Consider the following 18,806-nt stretch of genomic DNA (forward strand, 5'->3'; position numbering starts at 1 on the left):
TATCCTTTATAATGGTCAAACTAATCTATATCGGATTTAAAGGTTTCAGATATGAGTGATTCTACTTTAACAGAGAACATTTCAAAAGTCATTTCTTTACTCTTGAAAAACTCGCTTTGTAAAATGCCGTAATCTTCCGTTAATACACATCGTTGTTCATAGTCTAACTTATTTATGAAAGTACTATGAGTAACTCCAAATAATTCAAGTTCAATTTCAAAAGGTAATTCATTCATAATATCTGAGAAATTCCACAAGGAACAGTAGCAGTATTCAATTTCTTTAGTAAGTTTAAAATATTTCTTAAGGTCTTCTTTTGTGAATTCACTCCCTCGCAAAATAAAGTCTATAACTTTATAAAGAACTTCTGGATCCAATTTATTGGGGCTCCCTAAATCAAAGAATAATTTGTTCAAATATCCTACAGAGTTAATAAGTCCTAATACTTCTATTGACATACTAAAATGAAAGTTGCTGAAATGAGATCTTAGGTTTTTAGTCTCTAAAACTAAATAATCAAATGGATAAGATTTAATAAGGTTAATTTGTTCTGGAATTTGTTTTTCTGAAAGTACCATATATTTAAAGTTTAAATTATACTTAGGTGTATAACTATTCATTGCAAATATAACATATAAATACAATACAAAACAAATAAAATAATACTTATTTGTTTAATTTACATTTGCATATTAAACATTTATGGTTAATTTTGACAAAAAGTTAATCATGTTAAAAATTAAAGAATTACTTAAGCATCAGGGAAAAACTCAAAAAGACCTAGCAAACGAGTTAAACATTACCCCAATAGGACTAAACAAACTTATTAACGGGAATCCAACTTTAGAAACTTTGCAACGTATAGCAACGGTTTTAGATGTTGAGGTTTTGGATTTATTTGAGTCGAAGGACAGCGATAAACAAAAGGTACTTTATATAAAAGAAAATGGAGAGTTTATTCCTGTAGGCAAGATTAACCTATTTTAATAACAGCAGCACAGTTTTAAAAAGTCAAAAATTCATGATTAGTAACATCTAAATATACCCCGTGCCCTTTAAATTTTGACTTTCCTATTCTGAGGTACTTTCTTTTATACTGTGTATCACTACACATACAATAACATATAGCCCTTATACCTTTACCATGTGTACAAATATAGTCAAGGTCTAGACCAAAGAACCCTATCATTAACTTAACCTCCTTTACAGCCTTAAAAATAGCCCTGAATAGTATTTAGAGCGTAACTCCTATCAAATAAACATAAGGAAATAATAAACCGACTTCTTAGAATTGATTAAAAACATTGCTTCGATCACACGTGTATTAGAAAGTTAAAGATTTTTTGATAGTCATAATTTGAGTGTAAGAATAGTGAGTTTCAAATCATAATTGTACCACATATTGTACCATTACAGAGAATATTAAAGAATAAAAAAACCTCAACTATTTGAAAAACAAATAATTAAGGTTTTTATTTAGTGACCGCGGAGGGATTCGAACCCCCAACCCTCAGAGCCGAAATCTGATATTCTATCCAGTTGAACTACGCAGCCGTTTTAATCTGTAATTTGATTTTGCGCCTGAAACCAGATTTTCTTTCCAGTTAAACCCTACCTTATTGGCAGGCAGGTACGCAAGCCCGATTTTAATTTTATGCTAAACTCTTTTTAACAAGGTCTGCAATGGTTTTGCCATCGGCTTTACCAGCTAATTCCTTATTAACCGCTCCCATTACTTTACCCATATCTTTCATGCCTTCTGCACCAATCTTAGTAATTGTCGCTTTTACAACTTGCTCTATTTCAGCCTCAGTTAATTGCTCTGGTAAAAACTGACTTATCACTTCGGCTTGTGCCAATTCAGGCTCGGCCAAATCTGTTCTATTTTGCTCTGTAAAAATAGCAGCACTATCCTTACGCTGTTTTACCAATTTTGATAATATTTTTATTTCTTGCTCTGAAGTTATTTCTGCCGAAGAACCAGACTCTGTTTGCGCTAACAATAATTCCGATTTTATTGCTCGTAATGCAGCTAATGCTGTTTGATCCTTTTCTTTCATAGCAGCTTTCATAGCCGTCATGATATCTTGCTGTAAACCCATATTCTAATTTTGATGCGAATATAATAAGAAAAACCCAAAAACACTTAGAGATTTTTGGGTTTAAAATTAACTAAAATTGCTATTAATCTAGTCTACATTATCGTGTAAAAACGAATTATTACTTCTTAACTGAATATCATTATTATCGTCTACTCCTAAACTGGTTTTAGACATGTTAGTTTCAGATGAATGCTGCGTTTCATTTAAATCTACACCCTGACGTTTATATGCTGGGATTTTTTCTATTTCATCAATTTTCGAGGTATTGAATTTATAGTTGAAATCCTTCATTTTACGACGGCGCTCTTCGGCACGCTCCTTCAACATGTCCGAAATAGGACTATGCATAGGATCGACCTCTTCTACTTTATTATCCTGTACCGGACGCTCTTGCTTCGCTTCTTTTTTAACGAAACTAATGTTTTGATCAAACTCATTAAGCGCTTTATCTTCTACCGGTTTCTGAACTGGTTTTCTTGTAATTTCACTTTCTGGCTCAGAATAATCATCTAACACGTAACGTACTTCCCCTTTTTCGGTAGCTTCGGTAACATTTACAAGTTCTACATAATCGTTAACTGCGATATTTTTAACATGGTCGCTTTCTTCTTCTAGATTGTGCTTAACCACTTTTTCATTAGCATCAGTATCTGCAGAACCTTTAGATAATGGCATATCGAAAGTTAAGGTGATTTGCTTCTCTTCTTCAATATCAAACGTTTCGGTTGGCTCTTCTACCTGATGATTTTTAACCTCGGTAAACACAAAATCGTTAACATCTACATGAGATAAATCTTCGTAATCGACTTCAATATTTTTAATGGCTTCGGTTGTCGGTACCAAATCTGAAACATTCGACGACGGCTTAGTCGCTTCCTTTTTTGGTAATTGCGGCTGAGTTTCGAATTCTTCTAGATCGTTTAAATCTAAAGTATGTCTAACCACTTTTGGTGGCTCTTCTTTTTTAAGCTCGATATTTGGTGTTATAATAGCTGGTTCGCGCTCTATTTTATTAGACTCTTGCTTTTCTAAATTTTGCTCGTCTTCTAACGAGTGTACCACTTTTTTAGCTTCGGTATTAGAAATTTCGTCCTGCTGATCTAAATTAAAACCCGTTGCTATAATGGTTACCGCGATAGATTCTTCTAACGAATCGTCTTCGCCAACCCCCATAATAATGTTTGCACCGTGTCCAGCTTCATTTTGAATGTGGTCGTTAATTTCTCCAATCTCATCGATAGTAATTTCTTGAGCTCCAGAAACGATAAGCAACAATACGTTTTTAGCTCCAGAAATTTTGTTATCGTTAAGTAAAGGCGAATCTAAGGCTTTCATTATGGCATCTTTCGCTCTATTTTGTCCAGATGCAACCGAAGACCCCATTATAGCAGAACCACTATTACTTAATACGGTTTTAGCATCGCGTAAATCGATGTTTTGTGTGTAGTGGTGGGTAATTACCTCGGCAATACCACGAGCAGCTGTGGATAACACTTCGTCTGCCTTAGAGAATCCAGCTTTAAAGCCTAAATTTCCGTAAACTTCGCGAAGTTTATTATTATTAATTACAATTAAAGAATCTACTACACTTCTAAGTTTTTCAATACCTTTTTGAGCTTGTTCATTACGCATTTTACCTTCAAACTGAAACGGCATGGTAACAATTCCTACTGTTAAAATATCTAAATCTTTAGCCATTTTAGCAATAATAGGAGCGGCTCCTGTACCTGTTCCACCTCCCATACCAGCAGTAATAAATACCATTTTTGTATTGGTATCTAGCATGCGTTTAATGTCTTCGTAGCTTTCTACAGCCGATTGCTCCCCTATTTCTGGGTTGGCACCAGCACCTAAACCTTCTGTTAGATCGAGACCTAATTGGATTTTGTTAGGCACGCCACTATTTTGTAGGGCTTGCGCATCGGTATTACAGATTACAAAATCTACACCTTTGATGCCTTGTTGGAACATGTGATTGATGGCATTGCTACCACCACCACCAACACCAATAACTTTAATGACATTTGATTGGTTCTTTGGTAAGTCAAATGAGATACTTGCGAATTCTTTGTTGCTGCTCATAAATTCTTTTTTACTGGTTTATTTCTTTACTTTAGTATTGATTCTTTTTTGTTACGCCTATCCCTTTTTTAGGATGACTTTGTGTGCTTTTATTCTGCGTTATCTAGAAAGTCCTTAATTTTATCGGTAAACTTATCTAGAAAATTACGGCGTTCCTTTTTTACCACGGGTTGCTCTTGCGGTGGTTCTTGTTGCTTAGGCGCTTCCTCGATATCGTCTTCTACAATTTGCTCTGCTGCTTTTTCTTCAATTTCTATATCGCGTTGTTTGCGCTCTTGGTGTTTTAACCCATCTAAAACCAAACCTACACTGGTAGCATATAACGGACTGGTAATATCTTCGTTACTATCGCCTGCTAAATGCTCGTTAGGGTACCCAATACGAGTGTCCATCCCTGTTATATACTCTACCAATTGCTTTAGGTGTTTTAATTGTGCGCCACCACCTGTTAACACAATACCTGCAATAAGTTTCTTTTTTTGTTCTTCGTGACCGTAATTCTTTATCTCTAAAAACACTTGCTCTATAATCTCTACAACACGTGCATGAATGATTTTAGACAAGTTTTTGAGTGTAATTTCTTTAGGCTCGCGACCTCTTAATCCTGGAATAGATACAATTTCGTTGTCTTTATTTTCGCCAGGCCAAGCCGAACCAAATTTAATTTTAAGCAACTCTGCCTGCTTTTCTATAATAGAACATCCTTCTTTTATGTCTTCGGTTATGACATTTCCACCAAAAGGAATAACAGCTGTATGACGAATAATACCGTCTTTAAACACGGCTAAATCTGTGGTTCCTCCACCTATATCTATTAAAGCTACTCCTGCTTCTTTTTCTTCCTGACTTAAAACTGCATTGGCTGATGCTAATGGCTCTAAGGTTAAACGCTCCAGTTCCAAATCGGAGCTTTTTATACATCTTCCTATATTTCGTATAGACGACACCTGCCCTACAACCACATGAAAGTTAGCCTCTAATCGGCCGCCATGCATACCTATAGGTTCTTTAATTTCTGCCTGCCCATCTATTTTATACTCTTGAGGCAATACATGTATAATTTCTTCGCCAGGAAGCATTACCAGTTTATGTACCTGATTGATTAATTTATCGATATCTGTTTCGTCGATAACCGTTTCGGAATTAGGTCTGGTAATATAATCGCTATGTTGTAAACTTCTTATATGTTGCCCTGCTATACCAACAGTTACGCCCTCTATTTTAATACCTGCAGAAGCTTCTGCCTCTTGAACAGCTTGCTGGATAGATTGAATGGTTTGTGTAATGTTACTCACCACACCACGATGTACACCTAAACTTTTTGAGCGACCAATGCCCAAAATTTCTAATTTCCCGTAATCGTTTTTACGACCAATCATGGCCACAATTTTTGTGGTTCCAATGTCTAATCCAACTGCTATATTATGTTCCATAGTTTAGTTTTTGGTGCACACCACTTGGTTGTCGAATTGCAAATTTATGTTACTGTAATTGTTAAGTGTACCGTCTTTCAACGCCTTTTTATAAAACACTTTTAAATTATTAACTTTTTTATCTAACTGATTTAAATTTCCTAAATACACGCTAAAATGGTGTTGTCTTAATTTTAAAGAAATCGTGTTATTGTCGTTCTGATGAATTTCTACAACATGCTGCTTTAAAAAGGTGTCATTATAAACTTTCTGAGCAATTTTAAAAACGTTACTCAAATTATTTTCATCTACATGTCCCACAACAAAAGGTACTCGAGCTGTATAGTTAGACGATAATGGCATGGCTCCACCTTCATCATCTAAATAATAAGATGTTGTAGTGCGAATTCTCGCAATAGGTTTTTTTTGTTCTATTTCTGCATTCAGTTCGCCGTTAATATCGACAAACACTTCGGCAGATTTTATCATTGGGTTAGAATTCAGGGCAAACTCTAAGGCATTCAAATCTAAAGTTTCTTTAATCAAATTCGAAGTGTCTACAGTTTTTTGTATTAACAACTTACTAACAGTTTCTTGCGTGATAAACAGATTGTTATCTCCCAAAAAGCTAATTTCTGGCGCCGACACTTTTCTATCGTTATTTCTAACCGTTGCAAAAGCAAACAGGAACACGATAAGCGCTAATAAAGCAACCATTTTAACATAAGCCCATTGTACTTTAAATGCCATGTAATGCCTGTTTTATATGTTTAACTTCTGCTCCTATATCTCCAGCTCCCAAGGTTAATACCACTTGCGCAGGACTAGATTTTATTTTTGAAACCAAATTGGCCTTACTCACCAATTGTTTGTTGGGGTTATTAATTTTACTCAACAACCATTCCGACGACACCCCTGCTATAGGCAGTTCCCGCGCAGGATAGATATCTAATAAATACACCGAATCGAAAGCCGATAAGCGCTCGGCAAACTCGTTTGCAAAATCTTGGGTTCGACTGTACAAATGTGGCTGAAATACCGCCAATATATGCTTGTTAGGATACATTTCTTTAACCGCCTGATACACCGCATGAATCTCTTCCGGATGATGCGCATAGTCGTCTATATACACCAAGTCTTCGGTTTTGATTTGATACGTAAAGCGCCTTTTAACCCCTGTATACAATGCTAAAGCTTTGGCGAGCTGCTGGTGAGGGCAACCATACTCTACAGCCATCGCCAAGGCTATTAATGCATTCGACAAATTATGTCTACCGGGTAGGTTAAATTGCAAATTTTTAATAACGGTTGTTGGAGTTTTAACATCAAACACATAACTTCCGTTCTGAATAGTAATATTGTATGCGGTATAGTCCGAATCGTCTTCTAAACCATACGTAATTCCTTGTATTGGCAATCCGTTTTTCACAAACAGCTTTCCGTTTTGCTTCACTTTTTTAGAAAAGTCTACAAACGATTCCTGCAATGCTTCAGCTTTACCATAAATATCTAAATGATCGGCATCCATAGAGGTAATACAAGCCAAGTCTGGCGACAAGGTTAAAAACGACCTATCGAATTCATCAGCTTCCACTACCGAAACTTCTGTTCCCCTTGCAATGTAATTGGAGTTGTAATTTTCGCTAATACCACCAAGAAATGCCGTTACCGGCACATTACATTCGTACAATAAATGCCCTAAAATACTAGTGGTTGTGGTTTTTCCATGCGTACCAGCAACAGCCAAACAAAAGGTGTGTTCTGTAATTAAGCCTAACACTTCCGACCGCTTTAAAACTTTAAAATCGGGATTGCTTTTAAAGTACTGTAACTCTTTATGATCTTTAGGCACAGCAGGTGTATACACCACCAACGTATTTTGGGCGTTTAAAAATGCTGACTCTATTTTAGAAACTTTGTCTTCAAAATGTATAGCGATCCCCAAGGCTTGCAATGCCTCGGTAACCTCGGAAGCGGTTTTATCGTACCCAGCAACACATTTGTTATTAGCTTGGAAATACCGCGCTAAAGCGCTCATGCCAATACCGCCAATACCAATAAAATAAACGTTATGTATGCTGTTTAAATTCATTATTTACGCAATAACTTTTCTACTTCGTCTGCTATATCTTTAGTAGCATTAACCAAGGCTAATGCTTTAATGTTTTTACTTAATTCGTCTTGTTTTTCTTTTGACGCCATTAACTGAGAAAATTTATTCTCGAAATCTACATCCAAATCGGCTTCCTGTATTAATACGGCGGCATGCTGATTTACTATCGCCATCGCATTTTTAGTTTGATGGTCTTCGGCAACATTAGGCGACGGAATAAAAATAACCGGTTTGCCCACGATACATAATTCTGACACCGAACTTGCTCCTGCCCGCGATATAATAAAATCGGCTGCCGCATAAGCCAAATCCATGTTATTTATATATTCGTGCACTTGCACATTTTTTGTATTACTATAAATTTTATAGGTCTTATAGTACAACTTGCCACATTGCCAAATAACCTGAATGTTTTGCATTTGAAGGTAATCTAGTTCTTTCTCTATCAATTCATTTATACGCCTAGCACCTAGACTCCCTCCTATTACCAATAAGGTTTTTTTATCGGGCACCAACTTAAAAAAGGCCTTTGCTTCTTCTTTTTTAGTATGTACCGTTAACAAACTTTGCCGTATTGGATTTCCTGTTTTTATAATTTTTTCTTTCGGAAAAAAACGTTCTAGCCCATCGTAAGCCACACATATTTTCTGAACCTTGCTGCCCAACATTTTATTGGTTATACCTGGAAACGAATTTTGTTCCTGAATTAAAGCAGGAATGCGTTTACTTGCCGCCATTCGCAACAAAGGACCACTCGCAAAACCACCTGTACCAATAACAACATCTGGCTTAAACTGTTTTATAATTCTGCTTGCGTTATATAAGCTATTGATAAGCTTGAACGGAAACATTAAATTTTTAAGTGTTAATTCACGCTGAATTCCCGAAATCCATAAGCCTTCAATATCGAAACCAGCTTGCGGTACTTTCTCCATCTCCATTCTATCTTTTGCGCCTACAAAAAGAAATTCAGCATCAGGGTAGCGTTGCTTCAACTCGTTAGCAATTGCAATTGCAGGGTAAATATGCCCCCCTGTACCACCACCTGATAATATGATTCGATAATTTTTACTCATTACATTGCTTCAGATAAAATCTCTAACGGATTATCTTCTTCCTTTTCTTTTTCTATACGTTCTGCTACAACATCCTGCTTAGCACTTACACTTAATATAATACCTATGGCCAGACATGTCATCCAAATAGAGGTTCCTCCACTACTAATTAATGGCAATGTTTGCCCCGTTACCGGAAACAGCTCTACTGCCACAGCCATATTTATTAGGGCTTGAATAACTATTGGCAAGCCAACCCCTAAAACGACCAACATACCAAAAATAGACTCTGCCTTATGCGCCACAATTACAATGCGCACTAAAAACCACATATAAATAACCAATAAAAACACGCCACCTATTAACCCGTATTCTTCGATAATTATCGCATAAATAAAATCGGATGACGACTGCGGCAAAAAGTTTTTCTGAATACTTTTTCCTGGCCCCATGCCTTGAATACCTCCAGAGGCAATGGCTATTTTAGCTTTTTCTATTTGATAATCTTCTTCGGTATCTTCTCCATTCGAAAAATTCTCGATACGACTCATCCAAGTATCTACACGGTTTGGCATTGCATCTGGAAATGCCTTTGCCACCAATATAAACATGGCCAAGCCCACCACACCAGCGCCTACAATAAGCATAAGATACTTTAATGGATATCCTCCTAAAAACACTAAAACCAATACGGTTAGGAAAATGATAGCCGTCGTAGAAAAATTAGCCGGCAAAATTAAAATAAGTACTGTAAAAACAGGCATCCAAAGTGGTAAAATTGACTCTTGGAACGATATTTTTTTATCGGCCATTTTAGACATGTATCTAGCCACATATACCATAAGCACTACCGAAGCCAAAGTTGACGTCTGAAACGACATGTTAACTAGCGGTATCTGTATCCATCTGCTGGCATTTGCTCCTTCTATTGTGGTACCTTGAAACATGGTAATTATTAACAAGCCCACCACAAAAGGAATCATAACTATAGATAAGCCCCTAAAATAGCGATAAGGTATTTTATGCACCCCATACATAAAAGCAAAACCAAGTACCAAATGCATAAAATGTTTTACAAAAAACGTAAAAGTACCACCGCTACCGCGCATATAGGCCAAGTTACTGGACGCGCTATACACGGGCAAAAACGAGAATATTGCCAGCAAAGCAGCAATAGCCCAAATAGATCGATCTCCTTTTAAGTTTTTATAAAATTCTTGCATTATAAGTTTCTTACAGCATCTTTAAATTGTCTACCTCTATCTTCGTAATTCTCAAACAAATCAAAGCTTGCACACGCTGGAGACAACAACACATTATCTCCTGCCTCGGCTATTTTGTAAGCTATTTTTACGGCTTCGGCCATAAATTGGGTTTCCACTATAACATCAACCATATTCCCAAAATTTTCTAATAACTTGTCGTTATTTACTCCTAGGCAAATAATCGCTTTAACTTTTTCGTTTACAAACGGAAATAATTCTTCGTAATTATTCCCTTTATCTTGTCCACCAACAATCCAAACTGTTGGAGCCGTCATACTTTCCAAAGCATAATATGTTGCATTAACATTTGTAGCTTTAGAATCGTTTATATACTGTACTTTATTAATTTTTAAAACATGCTCTAACCTATGCTCTACCCCCTGAAAGTTTTCTAAACTCTCTCTAATGGTTTGCTTTCTTATTTTTAATAAGTGCGCCACAGTAGATGCTGCCATGGCATTTTTAATATTGTGCTTACCTTCTAACGCTAGGTCTTTTGTTGACATACTTATATGATTGTTATCTATTGTTATATTTATTGTTTCGTTACTTAAATAGGCGCCATTTTTTATAGTTTTCACTAACGAAAAAGGCAATAATTGGGATTGAACGGGATGCGATGCTAACCAAGACACCAACACATCGTCATCGGCATCATAAATCAAATAATCGTCTGAGGTCTGATTCATGGCTATTCTAAATTTTGAAGCGATATACTCATCAAAATTATAGTTATAGCGATCTAAATGATCTGGTGTAATATTGGTAATAACCGCTATTTTAGGTTTAAAATCTTTAATATCGTCTAGCTGAAAGCTACTAATCTCCAACACGTAGTTAGCGTAGTTACACTCCAATACTTGCTTCGCAAAACTATCGCCTATATTCCCTGCCAAACCTACATTCAGGTCTTGTTTAAGAATATGATGAGTTAAACTTGCCGTTGTTGTTTTGCCATTACTCCCAGTGATTCCAACAATTGTAGCATCAGTAAAATACGATGCGAATTCAATTTCTGAAATCACGGGAACGCCGGCTGCTATTAATCGTCCAATTATATTCACAGTACTTGGAATTCCTGGACTTTTCATTACTAGATCTGCATTAAGAATTTTAGCCTCTGTATGCTGCTCGTCTTCCCAATCAATCTTATTATTTAAAAGAACGTTTTTATATTTATTTTTAATTTTTCCCTTATCGGAAACAAAAACTTCGTAACCTTTTGCTTTAGCCAAAAGCGCAGTCCCAACACCACTTTCTCCTCCTCCTAGTATTACAATTCGCTGCATTATTTTTAGTTCATTACTTCGTTATTATTCATCTCTAAACTCAATATCCAATTATCTGATTTTAAGCGTTACAATAGAAATGATAGCCAGCAAAATGCCAATAATCCAAAAACGAGTTACTATTTTACTTTCGTGATATCCTATTTTCTGATAGTGATGATGCAAAGGCGACATTTTAAAAATACGCCTACCTTCGCCATACTTCTTTTTTGTATATTTAAACCAGCTTACCTGCATAACAACCGACAAGTTTTCTGCCAAGAAAATACCGCACAACACTGGTATAAGCCACTCTTTTCTAACGGCAATGGCAATAACCGCAATAATCCCCCCAATGGTTAAACTACCGGTATCGCCCATAAATACTTGCGCCGGATAGGTATTGTACCATAAAAACCCAACTAAAGCCCCTGCAAAAGCAGCAACATAAATAGTAATCTCTTCCACCCGTGGGATGTACATAATATTGAGGTAATCGGAAAAGATAAAATTCCCCGACACCCAAGCGAATATACCGAGAGTCAACACAATAATAGCCGAGGTGCCTGCCGCCAAACCATCTATACCATCGGTTAAATTAGCACCGTTAGACACAGCGGTTATAATAAAAATGACAATAGGAATAAATAACAGCCAAGCATATTTTGCGTAATCAGGATTTATCCATGTTATTAAATCGGCATAATCAAACTCATTGGATTTAACAAAAGGAATGGTTGTTTTAGTCGATTTTTCTTCAGGTTTAAACTGTTTGGCTTCTTCCCCGCGAACTTCCACAAGTTCTTGCTGGGTTTCAGGCATTTTTTCTTTTATGGTTACTCCCGGATGAAAGTATAAGGTTGTTCCCACAATAAGCCCTAAACCTATTTGCCCCAACACTTTAAATTTTCCTTTTAAACCTTCTTTATCGTTTTTAAATTTTTTGATATAATCGTCTATAAAACCTATGGTTCCCATCCACAATGTGGTAACGATTAATAATAAAATGTATACGTTATCTAATTTCGCAAAAAGGATTACCGGAATTAAAGTGGCCAAAATAATGATGATACCTCCCATAGTTGGTGTACCTGCTTTTTCGGCTTGCCCTTCTAAACCTAAATCGCGAATAGATTCGCCCACCTGCTGACGCTGTAAGTATAAAATAATACGCTTACCATAAATTGTAGATATTAGTAAAGACAATATAACTGCCATAGCCGCACGAAAGGTAATGAAGCCAAACAGTGATGCTCCGGGTAATTGATATTGTTTTTCTAAGTAGTCGAATAAATAGTATAACATATTATTTTTCTAACTGTTTTAAATAGTCTTTTACAATTTTAAAGTCGTCGAAATCGAAGCGTTCGCCTTTAATCTCCTGATAGGTTTCGTGCCCCTTTCCGGCAATTAATATAATATCGTTTGGCTGCGCCAATTGGCAAGCTGTTTTTATAGCTTGCTTTCTATCTACAATAGACATCGTTTTTTTAAAATCTTGAGGCTCTACCCCTTTTTCGATATCTTCTATAATAGTTTCGGGCACTTCGCCTCTTGGGTTATCACTTGTAAAAATGATTTTAGTACTTAAAGCCGCAGCTATCTGCCCCATTTTAGGTCGTTTTGTTTTGTCGCGATCGCCCCCGCAACCTACAACCGTAATTAATGCTTCGTTTTTAGTACGAATGCTATTAACGGTCTCCAAAACATTTTTTAATGCATCAGGGGTATGTGCATAATCTACAATAGCTGTAACATGCGTATCGGAAATAAGGTACTGAAAGCGACCACTCACGCTTTCAAGGCTACTTAACAAACGTAAAATCTCATCTTTTCCTAAGCCCAATAATTCTGAAACTCCATAAATAGCCAGTAAATTGTATGCGTTAAACGCCCCGATTAAACGCACCCAGACTTCGCTTTCGTTAATTTTAAGCAACAAGCCTGTAAATTGATTTTCTAAAATCTGTGCTTTATAATCGGCATAACTTTTTAGGGCATAAGTATGCTTTTTTGCCTTTGTATTTTGAAGCATGATTTCGCCATTTTTATCATCTACATTTACTAAAGCAAATGCCGATTTTGGCAAGTGATCGAAAAACGATTTTTTAACATCGCGATACTCAGCAAAAGTGTTATGATAATCTAAATGGTCGTGTGACAAATTCGTAAATACACCGCCTACAAAATGTAATCCTTCAGTTCGTTTTTGATGAACTCCATGCGAACTCACCTCCATAAAACAATACTCAACACCTTCAACATTCATCAAACTCAAATATTTATTAATAGTCAGAGAATCTGGTGTTGTATGCGTTGCCTTATATTCAACATCATCAACTAAAATCTTAACAGTAGACAAAAGACCTACTTTGTATCCCGCCTTTTTAAATAGTTGATACAACAAAGTAGCAACGGTTGTTTTTCCGTTAGTTCCCGTAACACCAACTAATTTTAAATTCTCGGAAGGATTTCCATAATAATTAGAAGCCATAACCGCCAAAGCCACTTTAGAGTCTGCCACCTGCACATAAGTTACACCATTAACAATATGCTCAGGCATACGCTCGCAAACTACAACTAAAGCCCCTTGCTTAACAGCCGTATCGATAAATGCATGACCATCGGACAACGTACCGCTTACTGCCACAAAAACATCGTTCAACACGACTTTGCGAGAATCGAAAACAATGGTATTAACGTGCACGTTGGTGTTTCCTACCACTGCATCAATAGCCACTTTATACAATATGTCTTTTAATAAACTCACGATACTTCTAACACTACTTTTTGATTCTTTTTTATTTTTTGTCCTTCAGGAATTGATTGTTTTTTCACTTTTCCTAAACCCGAAAGCTCTACATCTAAACCTAAATTTTCTAATAAAGCAATGGCATCCATAACTGGCAAACCTACCACTCTAGGCATGATGGTTTTGTATTTTTGAGCCGTTTCAAAATACCCTTCAAATTCCTGTTCTATAGGTTTATCTACCACCTCTAAAGTTTCTACCTCATCAATAATCGGGGTATCTGTAAATATTTTTTGAGCAATGCGCTTAAACACAGGACCAGACACATCGGCTCCATAATATCCTTTTTTGGTACTCGGTTTATGAACAACCACAATACAAGAATACTTGGGATGATCGGCTGGAAAATACCCAGCAAAAGAAGACACATAACGCGGCGACCCCTCCCAATCTTTCATCCAATATTCTGTTTTAGCCGTACCTGTTTTTCCCGCCATAGAGAAATATGGATTGTATAACGATTTCCCCGTACCACGAACCACAACGTTTTTCAGTATTTCACGAATTTCACCTAAAGTTTTATCTGAACAGATTTTATCATTGATCACTTCCTTATCAAACACTTCAATCTCTTTGTTTAACTCTCTTACCTCTCTAATAAAACGCGGTTTTACCATAACACCATCATTTGCAATCGCATTATAAAAGGTTAACGTTTGCAAAGGAGTTAATTCCATATTGTATCCATAAGCCATAGACGGCAAGGCGTTTTTACTCCATATTGGGTGACCAGGCTCTGGAATAACCGGATCGCCCTCCCCTATAATAGATATACCAAAAGGCTGATCTAATTTCCAATCCTTAATACGATTGATGAATTTTTCTGGCTGTTTAGAATACCCATCATCTATAATGGTCGCTAAACCGATATTGGAAGACACCTCTAACGATCTTGCCACGGAAATTTCGCCAAAGCCGCCATGATGCGAATCTGTAATGGTACGGCCATAAAACCGCTTTCTTCCCCGCCCTGTATCAACTACAGTTGATGTATCTACAATCCCATCTTCTAAAGCCGCCATAAGCGCCATAGTTTTAAACGTCGATCCTGGCTCGTGCGATTCGCCTACTGCATAATTCAGTTTTTCGTAATACGTACCGTTTTTTGTGCGACCTAAATTAGAAATAGCTCTAATCTCGCCAGTCTCCACTTCCATAACCACCACGCAACCGTGCTCGGCCTCATAATACTCCAACTGCTTTAACAAAGCATGATGGGCAATATCCTGAATATTTACATTTATGGTGGTATACACATCGTAACCATCTTTTGGCTCTACTTGATTATAATCGGCAATAGGTTTCCATTGCCCCTTACCAATACTTTGCTTTAGCCGCTTACCATTTGTTCCGCGCAAATACTTTACACCAAATGCGCCATCAATACCTGGCCGCGTTACATTACCATCGTCATCTATACGTTCGTAACCAATGGTGCGCTCTGCAATACCCCCCATAGGGTGCTCGCGCTTGGTTTTTTGCTCTACAATCAATCCACCTTTAAATGCACCTAAATTTAATAATGGAAAATTGCGCATTCGGATGTACTCCGAATACCCAATATTCCTTGCTAAGAGATGATATCTATTTTTATTAGCTCGCGCTTGACGTAACGACTTTTGATAATAAGCTGATGATTTTCCTCCGAATTTCTCGAGCGAATCGCACAACGGCTTTAAATATTTTTCGAAAGTTTTTGGCGACGGGGTTAACGCATCAAAACGAATATCGTATTTAGGCACAGAAGTTGCCAACAAGCTCCCTTCGGAATCGTAAACATTACCGCGATTAGCAGGAATAACCACCGTTTTTACCGTTCGCTTTTCCGCTAAGCTTCTATATTTTTCGCCATGTACAAATTGTATAGAAAACAATTTAAACACCACAGCTATAGCAAAGAGGAACATACATCCTGCTATAAAATACAATCGCCTAATTATGTTCTTCTCGTTAGTTGCCAAGCTAGAACTTATTGTTTAGATTTAACTTTTACTTTTTGCGGCGGAATTTCGGAAGGCGCCAAGCCCTTAACCGCCATTTTACTTACTACAGTCGACTCCATTTTAAGCCGCATTAATCGCGAGCGCCCATCTACAAACGCAGACCGAAGCTCTTTAACTTCGTTGTTAAGCCGCGCAATTTCATGCACTTTCTTATCGGCACGATGCGAACTCGCTATCATTACAAAGGCCAATGCAAACACAAAAAGAATTCCGCGCCAGTTTTTAAATGAGTCGTCGCTCACCAAAAACGTTCCTCTTAATATGCTGTAAAACCTTTTTTTCATATTTTTTCGGCGATGCGCAATTTTGCACTACGCGCCCTATTATTTACTTTAATCTCTTCTTGAGTTGGCACAATTAAACCACCAACTTTTTGCAACGGCACTTCAAAATTCCCAAACATATCTCGCTCCGGTTCTCCTTCAAACATGCCATTTCTAATAAATCGCTTCACTAAACGATCTTCTAACGAATGATACGAAATCAAACTCAGGCGTCCTTCTGGCTTTAAAATTTCTGGTGTTTGTAACAAAAATTCTTTCAACACTTCAATCTCCTGATTCACTTCAATTCTTATCGCCTGATAAATTTGAGCCAAAATTTTATTCTCTTTTCTAGGCGGCAAAAAACGACGCAAAATAGCCTTTAATTGCTCACTGGTTTTTACAGGCTCCAACTCGCGCTGCTTTACAATTTCTCGAGCCATTGCCGCTGCAGATCGCAACTCGCCATACTGCCACAACACATCACGCAACTGACCTTCCTCATACTCATTCACCACATGATAGGCAGACAACTGATTATTCTGATTCATTCGCATATCTAAATCCGATTCAAATCGCGTAGAAAACCCGCGCTCTGCAACATCAAACTGATGCGAAGACACTCCAAAATCTGCAAGAACACCATCAACCTGCTTCACCCCATAAAACCTTAAAAACCGTTTTATGTATCTAAAGTTCTCGTGTATCAGCTGAAATCTATCATCATCAATTGCATTATCGAGTGCATCAACATCCTGATCAAAAGCAAATAATTTTCCGCGAGCGCCTAAACGTCTTAGAATTTCTTTACTGTGCCCACCGCCACCAAAAGTTACATCTACATAAACGCCGTCTTCCTTAATATTAAGACCATCTACAGTCTCCTTTAATAGTACTGGGTTATGATATTCCATATTCATCATCGTCTTGCCCCATAACCTCTTCAGCTAAATCTGCAAAATCATCAGCCGAACCACTTATGCTTTGTTCGTATTTATCTTTATCCCAAATCTCAACAATATTTACTGCAGACGCCACCACAATCTCTTTAGAAATTCCTCCAAAAACAGCCAAGTCTTTCGGAATCAAAATTCTTCCCGTACCATCTACCTCAAGCAACTTAACACCTGCAGTGAACTTGCGAATAAAATCGTTGTTCTTTTTCTTGAATCTATTAAGTTTGTTTATTTTTTGCATTAAGGCATTCCACTCCTGCATGGGATACAATTCTAAACACGCATTAAACACCGAACGCTTCAATACAAACCCATCCTGCAACACGGCACTCAACTGCTTTTTCAGCGGACTAGGCAACATTAAGCGCCCTTTCGCATCAACTTTGCATTCGTATGTGCCTATTAATGAGTTCAAAACAATTTCTTGAAATTAGATTCTTTGTTTTTCAAATATATTGAAAAATATACCACTTTTTACCACATTATACCACTTTGTTGATAAATTTTCGATTATCGACCATTTAAAAACGCCTACACAACCCCAGAACACCCTTTAAATATTGATATTAAAGCAATTACTTTGTGGTAATTTAAATCCCAAGGGTTTGTTGATATCTCGTAAGGAAACATTTTTAGCACTAATGCATTAAATTCGCCATTATACGAATGAAATACCTATATTTGTTTTTTGACGACAATGAACAATTAATGACGCATCGCTTAAAGAAAGAGAACAAATTTAGCTACCTAGAAGTAGGAGAAGGTCAGCCTATAATCGTGCTTCACGGACTAATGGGAGGCCTTAGTAATTTTGACGCTGTTACCGATTATTTTAGCGCTAAGGGTTATAAAATTATAATCCCAGAGCTCCCCATATACACCATGAGTTTGCTTAAAACCAATGTTAAAAGTTTTGCAAAATACCTTCATGATTTTATAGCGTTTAAAGGATTTAACGATGTTATTCTGTTAGGAAATTCTTTAGGAGGCCACATCGGGCTTTATCACACCAAACTCTATCCCAAAAAAGTTAAAGCACTTGTTATAACTGGAAGCTCAGGACTTTACGAAAGCGCTATGGGAAGCGGCTACACTAAACGCAGCGATTACGAAGTTATTAAAAAGAAAGCTCAAGACGTATTTTACGATCCCGCTGTTGCCACAAAAGAGATTGTAGATGAAGTTTATGAAACCGTAAACGACAGAAACAAGCTTATAAAAACCTTAGCCATAGCCAAAAGCGCTATAAGACATAATATGGCTAAAGATTTACCTAATATGAACACCCCAACCTGTATAATTTGGGGTAAGAATGACATTGTAACACCTCCAGAGGTCGCTACTGAATTCCACGATTTACTACCAGATTCAGATCTATTTTGGATTGATAAATGTGGGCATGCAGCCATGATGGAGCACCCCGATGAGTTTAACACATTATTAGACGCTTGGCTAAAGGCCAGAAAACTATAAGT

The 18,806-nt window shown here is 37.0% G+C and carries 17 protein-coding genes and 1 tRNA gene; 2 read left to right on the forward strand and 16 right to left on the reverse strand.

The features are described from left to right. Positions 1-20 precede the first annotated feature (20 nt). Positions 21-578 carry a hypothetical protein gene (locus ACR9EA_RS13890; RefSeq protein WP_435134266.1) on the reverse strand — a complete coding sequence of 186 codons (558 nt, stop codon included), beginning with the start codon at positions 576-578 and terminating at the stop codon, positions 21-23. Between the two features lie 151 nt (positions 579-729). Here ACR9EA_RS13890 and ACR9EA_RS13895 point away from each other — a divergent pair, with 151 nt between their 5' ends. Then, positions 730-987, forward strand: coding sequence for a helix-turn-helix domain-containing protein (locus ACR9EA_RS13895; RefSeq protein WP_435134268.1), 258 nt, complete (start codon positions 730-732; stop codon positions 985-987). 493 nt (positions 988-1,480) lie between these two features. Here ACR9EA_RS13895 and ACR9EA_RS13900 read toward each other — a convergent pair. The 15 genes from ACR9EA_RS13900 to mraZ form a co-directional block, all read right to left on the reverse strand. After that, positions 1,481-1,554: transfer RNA gene (locus ACR9EA_RS13900), tRNA-Arg, on the reverse strand. Positions 1,555-1,652: 98 nt separating this feature from the next. Continuing rightward, positions 1,653-2,102, reverse strand: a complete 450-nt coding sequence (locus ACR9EA_RS13905; RefSeq protein ID WP_435134271.1) for a GatB/YqeY domain-containing protein — start codon at positions 2,100-2,102, stop codon at positions 1,653-1,655. A gap of 87 nt (positions 2,103-2,189) precedes the next feature. Then, positions 2,190-4,184, reverse strand: a complete 1,995-nt coding sequence (ftsZ, locus tag ACR9EA_RS13910; RefSeq protein WP_435134273.1) for a cell division protein FtsZ — start codon at positions 4,182-4,184, stop codon at positions 2,190-2,192. 89 nt (positions 4,185-4,273) lie between these two features. Then, entirely contained in the window at positions 4,274-5,617 is a 1,344-nt protein-coding gene (gene ftsA / locus ACR9EA_RS13915; RefSeq protein ID WP_435134275.1) for a cell division protein FtsA, read from the reverse strand. A gap of 3 nt (positions 5,618-5,620) precedes the next feature. Then, complete coding sequence (locus ACR9EA_RS13920) at positions 5,621-6,346, reverse strand: cell division protein FtsQ/DivIB (RefSeq protein WP_435134278.1); 726 nt, start codon at positions 6,344-6,346, stop codon at positions 5,621-5,623. Further along, a complete protein-coding gene (gene murC / locus ACR9EA_RS13925) occupies positions 6,336-7,688 on the reverse strand; it encodes a UDP-N-acetylmuramate--L-alanine ligase (RefSeq protein WP_435134281.1) in 1,353 nt (450 codons plus the stop codon). The genes ACR9EA_RS13920 and murC overlap by 11 nt, the downstream gene beginning before the upstream one ends. Then, complete coding sequence (gene murG / locus ACR9EA_RS13930; protein ID WP_435134284.1) at positions 7,688-8,785, reverse strand: undecaprenyldiphospho-muramoylpentapeptide beta-N-acetylglucosaminyltransferase; 1,098 nt, start codon at positions 8,783-8,785, stop codon at positions 7,688-7,690. The genes murC and murG overlap by 1 nt, the downstream gene beginning before the upstream one ends. Further along, on the reverse strand, positions 8,785-9,987 hold the full coding sequence (locus ACR9EA_RS13935) for an FtsW/RodA/SpoVE family cell cycle protein (RefSeq protein WP_435134287.1): 1,203 nt from the start codon (positions 9,985-9,987) through the stop codon (positions 8,785-8,787). Before ACR9EA_RS13935 ends, murG begins: the two co-directional genes overlap by 1 nt. Beyond that, on the reverse strand, positions 9,987-11,318 hold the full coding sequence (gene murD, locus ACR9EA_RS13940) for a UDP-N-acetylmuramoyl-L-alanine--D-glutamate ligase (protein WP_435134290.1): 1,332 nt from the start codon (positions 11,316-11,318) through the stop codon (positions 9,987-9,989). The genes ACR9EA_RS13935 and murD overlap by 1 nt, the downstream gene beginning before the upstream one ends. 51 nt (positions 11,319-11,369) lie before the next feature. Next, positions 11,370-12,602 carry a phospho-N-acetylmuramoyl-pentapeptide-transferase gene (gene mraY / locus ACR9EA_RS13945; RefSeq protein ID WP_435134292.1) on the reverse strand — a complete coding sequence of 411 codons (1,233 nt, stop codon included), beginning with the start codon at positions 12,600-12,602 and terminating at the stop codon, positions 11,370-11,372. Position 12,603: 1 nt separating this feature from the next. After that, the gene (locus tag ACR9EA_RS13950) at positions 12,604-14,067 is read right to left on the reverse strand and encodes a UDP-N-acetylmuramoyl-L-alanyl-D-glutamate--2,6-diaminopimelate ligase (RefSeq protein WP_435134295.1); all 1,464 of its coding nucleotides are present in this window, start codon (positions 14,065-14,067) and stop codon (positions 12,604-12,606) included. Then, the gene (locus ACR9EA_RS13955) at positions 14,064-16,016 is read right to left on the reverse strand and encodes a penicillin-binding protein (protein WP_435139892.1); all 1,953 of its coding nucleotides are present in this window, start codon (positions 16,014-16,016) and stop codon (positions 14,064-14,066) included. The genes ACR9EA_RS13950 and ACR9EA_RS13955 overlap by 4 nt, the downstream gene beginning before the upstream one ends. Positions 16,017-16,078: 62 nt before the next feature. Further along, the gene (locus ACR9EA_RS13960) at positions 16,079-16,396 is read right to left on the reverse strand and encodes an FtsL-like putative cell division protein (RefSeq protein WP_435134297.1); all 318 of its coding nucleotides are present in this window, start codon (positions 16,394-16,396) and stop codon (positions 16,079-16,081) included. Continuing rightward, positions 16,393-17,289, reverse strand: a complete 897-nt coding sequence (gene rsmH, locus ACR9EA_RS13965) for a 16S rRNA (cytosine(1402)-N(4))-methyltransferase RsmH (RefSeq protein WP_435134300.1) — start codon at positions 17,287-17,289, stop codon at positions 16,393-16,395. Before rsmH ends, ACR9EA_RS13960 begins: the two co-directional genes overlap by 4 nt. Next, positions 17,276-17,746 (reverse strand): division/cell wall cluster transcriptional repressor MraZ, encoded by a 471-nt coding sequence (gene mraZ / locus ACR9EA_RS13970; RefSeq protein ID WP_435134303.1) that lies wholly within the window; start codon positions 17,744-17,746, stop codon positions 17,276-17,278. The genes rsmH and mraZ overlap by 14 nt, the downstream gene beginning before the upstream one ends. A gap of 293 nt (positions 17,747-18,039) precedes the next feature. Here mraZ and ACR9EA_RS13975 point away from each other — a divergent pair, with 293 nt between their 5' ends. Beyond that, complete coding sequence (locus ACR9EA_RS13975; protein ID WP_435139894.1) at positions 18,040-18,804, forward strand: alpha/beta fold hydrolase; 765 nt, start codon at positions 18,040-18,042, stop codon at positions 18,802-18,804. The last annotated feature ends 2 nt before the right edge of the window (positions 18,805-18,806 follow it).

Source organism: Formosa sp. A9 (assembly GCF_051200825.1).
Lineage (GTDB): Bacteria > Bacteroidota > Bacteroidia > Flavobacteriales > Flavobacteriaceae > Formosa.

What these genes read in the sequence shown, in the direction of transcription:
- ACR9EA_RS13890 (WP_435134266.1), bottom strand. Translation starts at nt 578, where the DNA reads ATGGTACTTTCAGAAAAACAAATTCCAGAACAAATTAACCTTATTAAA.
- ACR9EA_RS13895 (WP_435134268.1), top strand. Translation starts at nt 730, where the DNA reads ATGTTAAAAATTAAAGAATTACTTAAGCATCAGGGAAAAACTCAAAAA.
- ACR9EA_RS13905 (WP_435134271.1), bottom strand. Translation starts at nt 2,102, where the DNA reads ATGGGTTTACAGCAAGATATCATGACGGCTATGAAAGCTGCTATGAAA.
- ftsZ (WP_435134273.1), bottom strand. Translation starts at nt 4,184, where the DNA reads ATGAGCAGCAACAAAGAATTCGCAAGTATCTCATTTGACTTACCAAAG.
- ftsA (WP_435134275.1), bottom strand. Translation starts at nt 5,617, where the DNA reads ATGGAACATAATATAGCAGTTGGATTAGACATTGGAACCACAAAAATT.
- ACR9EA_RS13920 (WP_435134278.1), bottom strand. Translation starts at nt 6,346, where the DNA reads ATGGCATTTAAAGTACAATGGGCTTATGTTAAAATGGTTGCTTTATTA.
- murC (WP_435134281.1), bottom strand. Translation starts at nt 7,688, where the DNA reads ATGAATTTAAACAGCATACATAACGTTTATTTTATTGGTATTGGCGGT.
- murG (WP_435134284.1), bottom strand. Translation starts at nt 8,785, where the DNA reads ATGAGTAAAAATTATCGAATCATATTATCAGGTGGTGGTACAGGGGGG.
- ACR9EA_RS13935 (WP_435134287.1), bottom strand. Translation starts at nt 9,987, where the DNA reads ATGCAAGAATTTTATAAAAACTTAAAAGGAGATCGATCTATTTGGGCT.
- murD (WP_435134290.1), bottom strand. Translation starts at nt 11,318, where the DNA reads ATGCAGCGAATTGTAATACTAGGAGGAGGAGAAAGTGGTGTTGGGACT.
- mraY (WP_435134292.1), bottom strand. Translation starts at nt 12,602, where the DNA reads ATGTTATACTATTTATTCGACTACTTAGAAAAACAATATCAATTACCC.
- ACR9EA_RS13955 (WP_435139892.1), bottom strand. Translation starts at nt 16,016, where the DNA reads ATGTTCCTCTTTGCTATAGCTGTGGTGTTTAAATTGTTTTCTATACAA.
- ACR9EA_RS13960 (WP_435134297.1), bottom strand. Translation starts at nt 16,396, where the DNA reads ATGAAAAAAAGGTTTTACAGCATATTAAGAGGAACGTTTTTGGTGAGC.
- rsmH (WP_435134300.1), bottom strand. Translation starts at nt 17,289, where the DNA reads ATGGAATATCATAACCCAGTACTATTAAAGGAGACTGTAGATGGTCTT.
- ACR9EA_RS13975 (WP_435139894.1), top strand. Translation starts at nt 18,040, where the DNA reads ATGACGCATCGCTTAAAGAAAGAGAACAAATTTAGCTACCTAGAAGTA.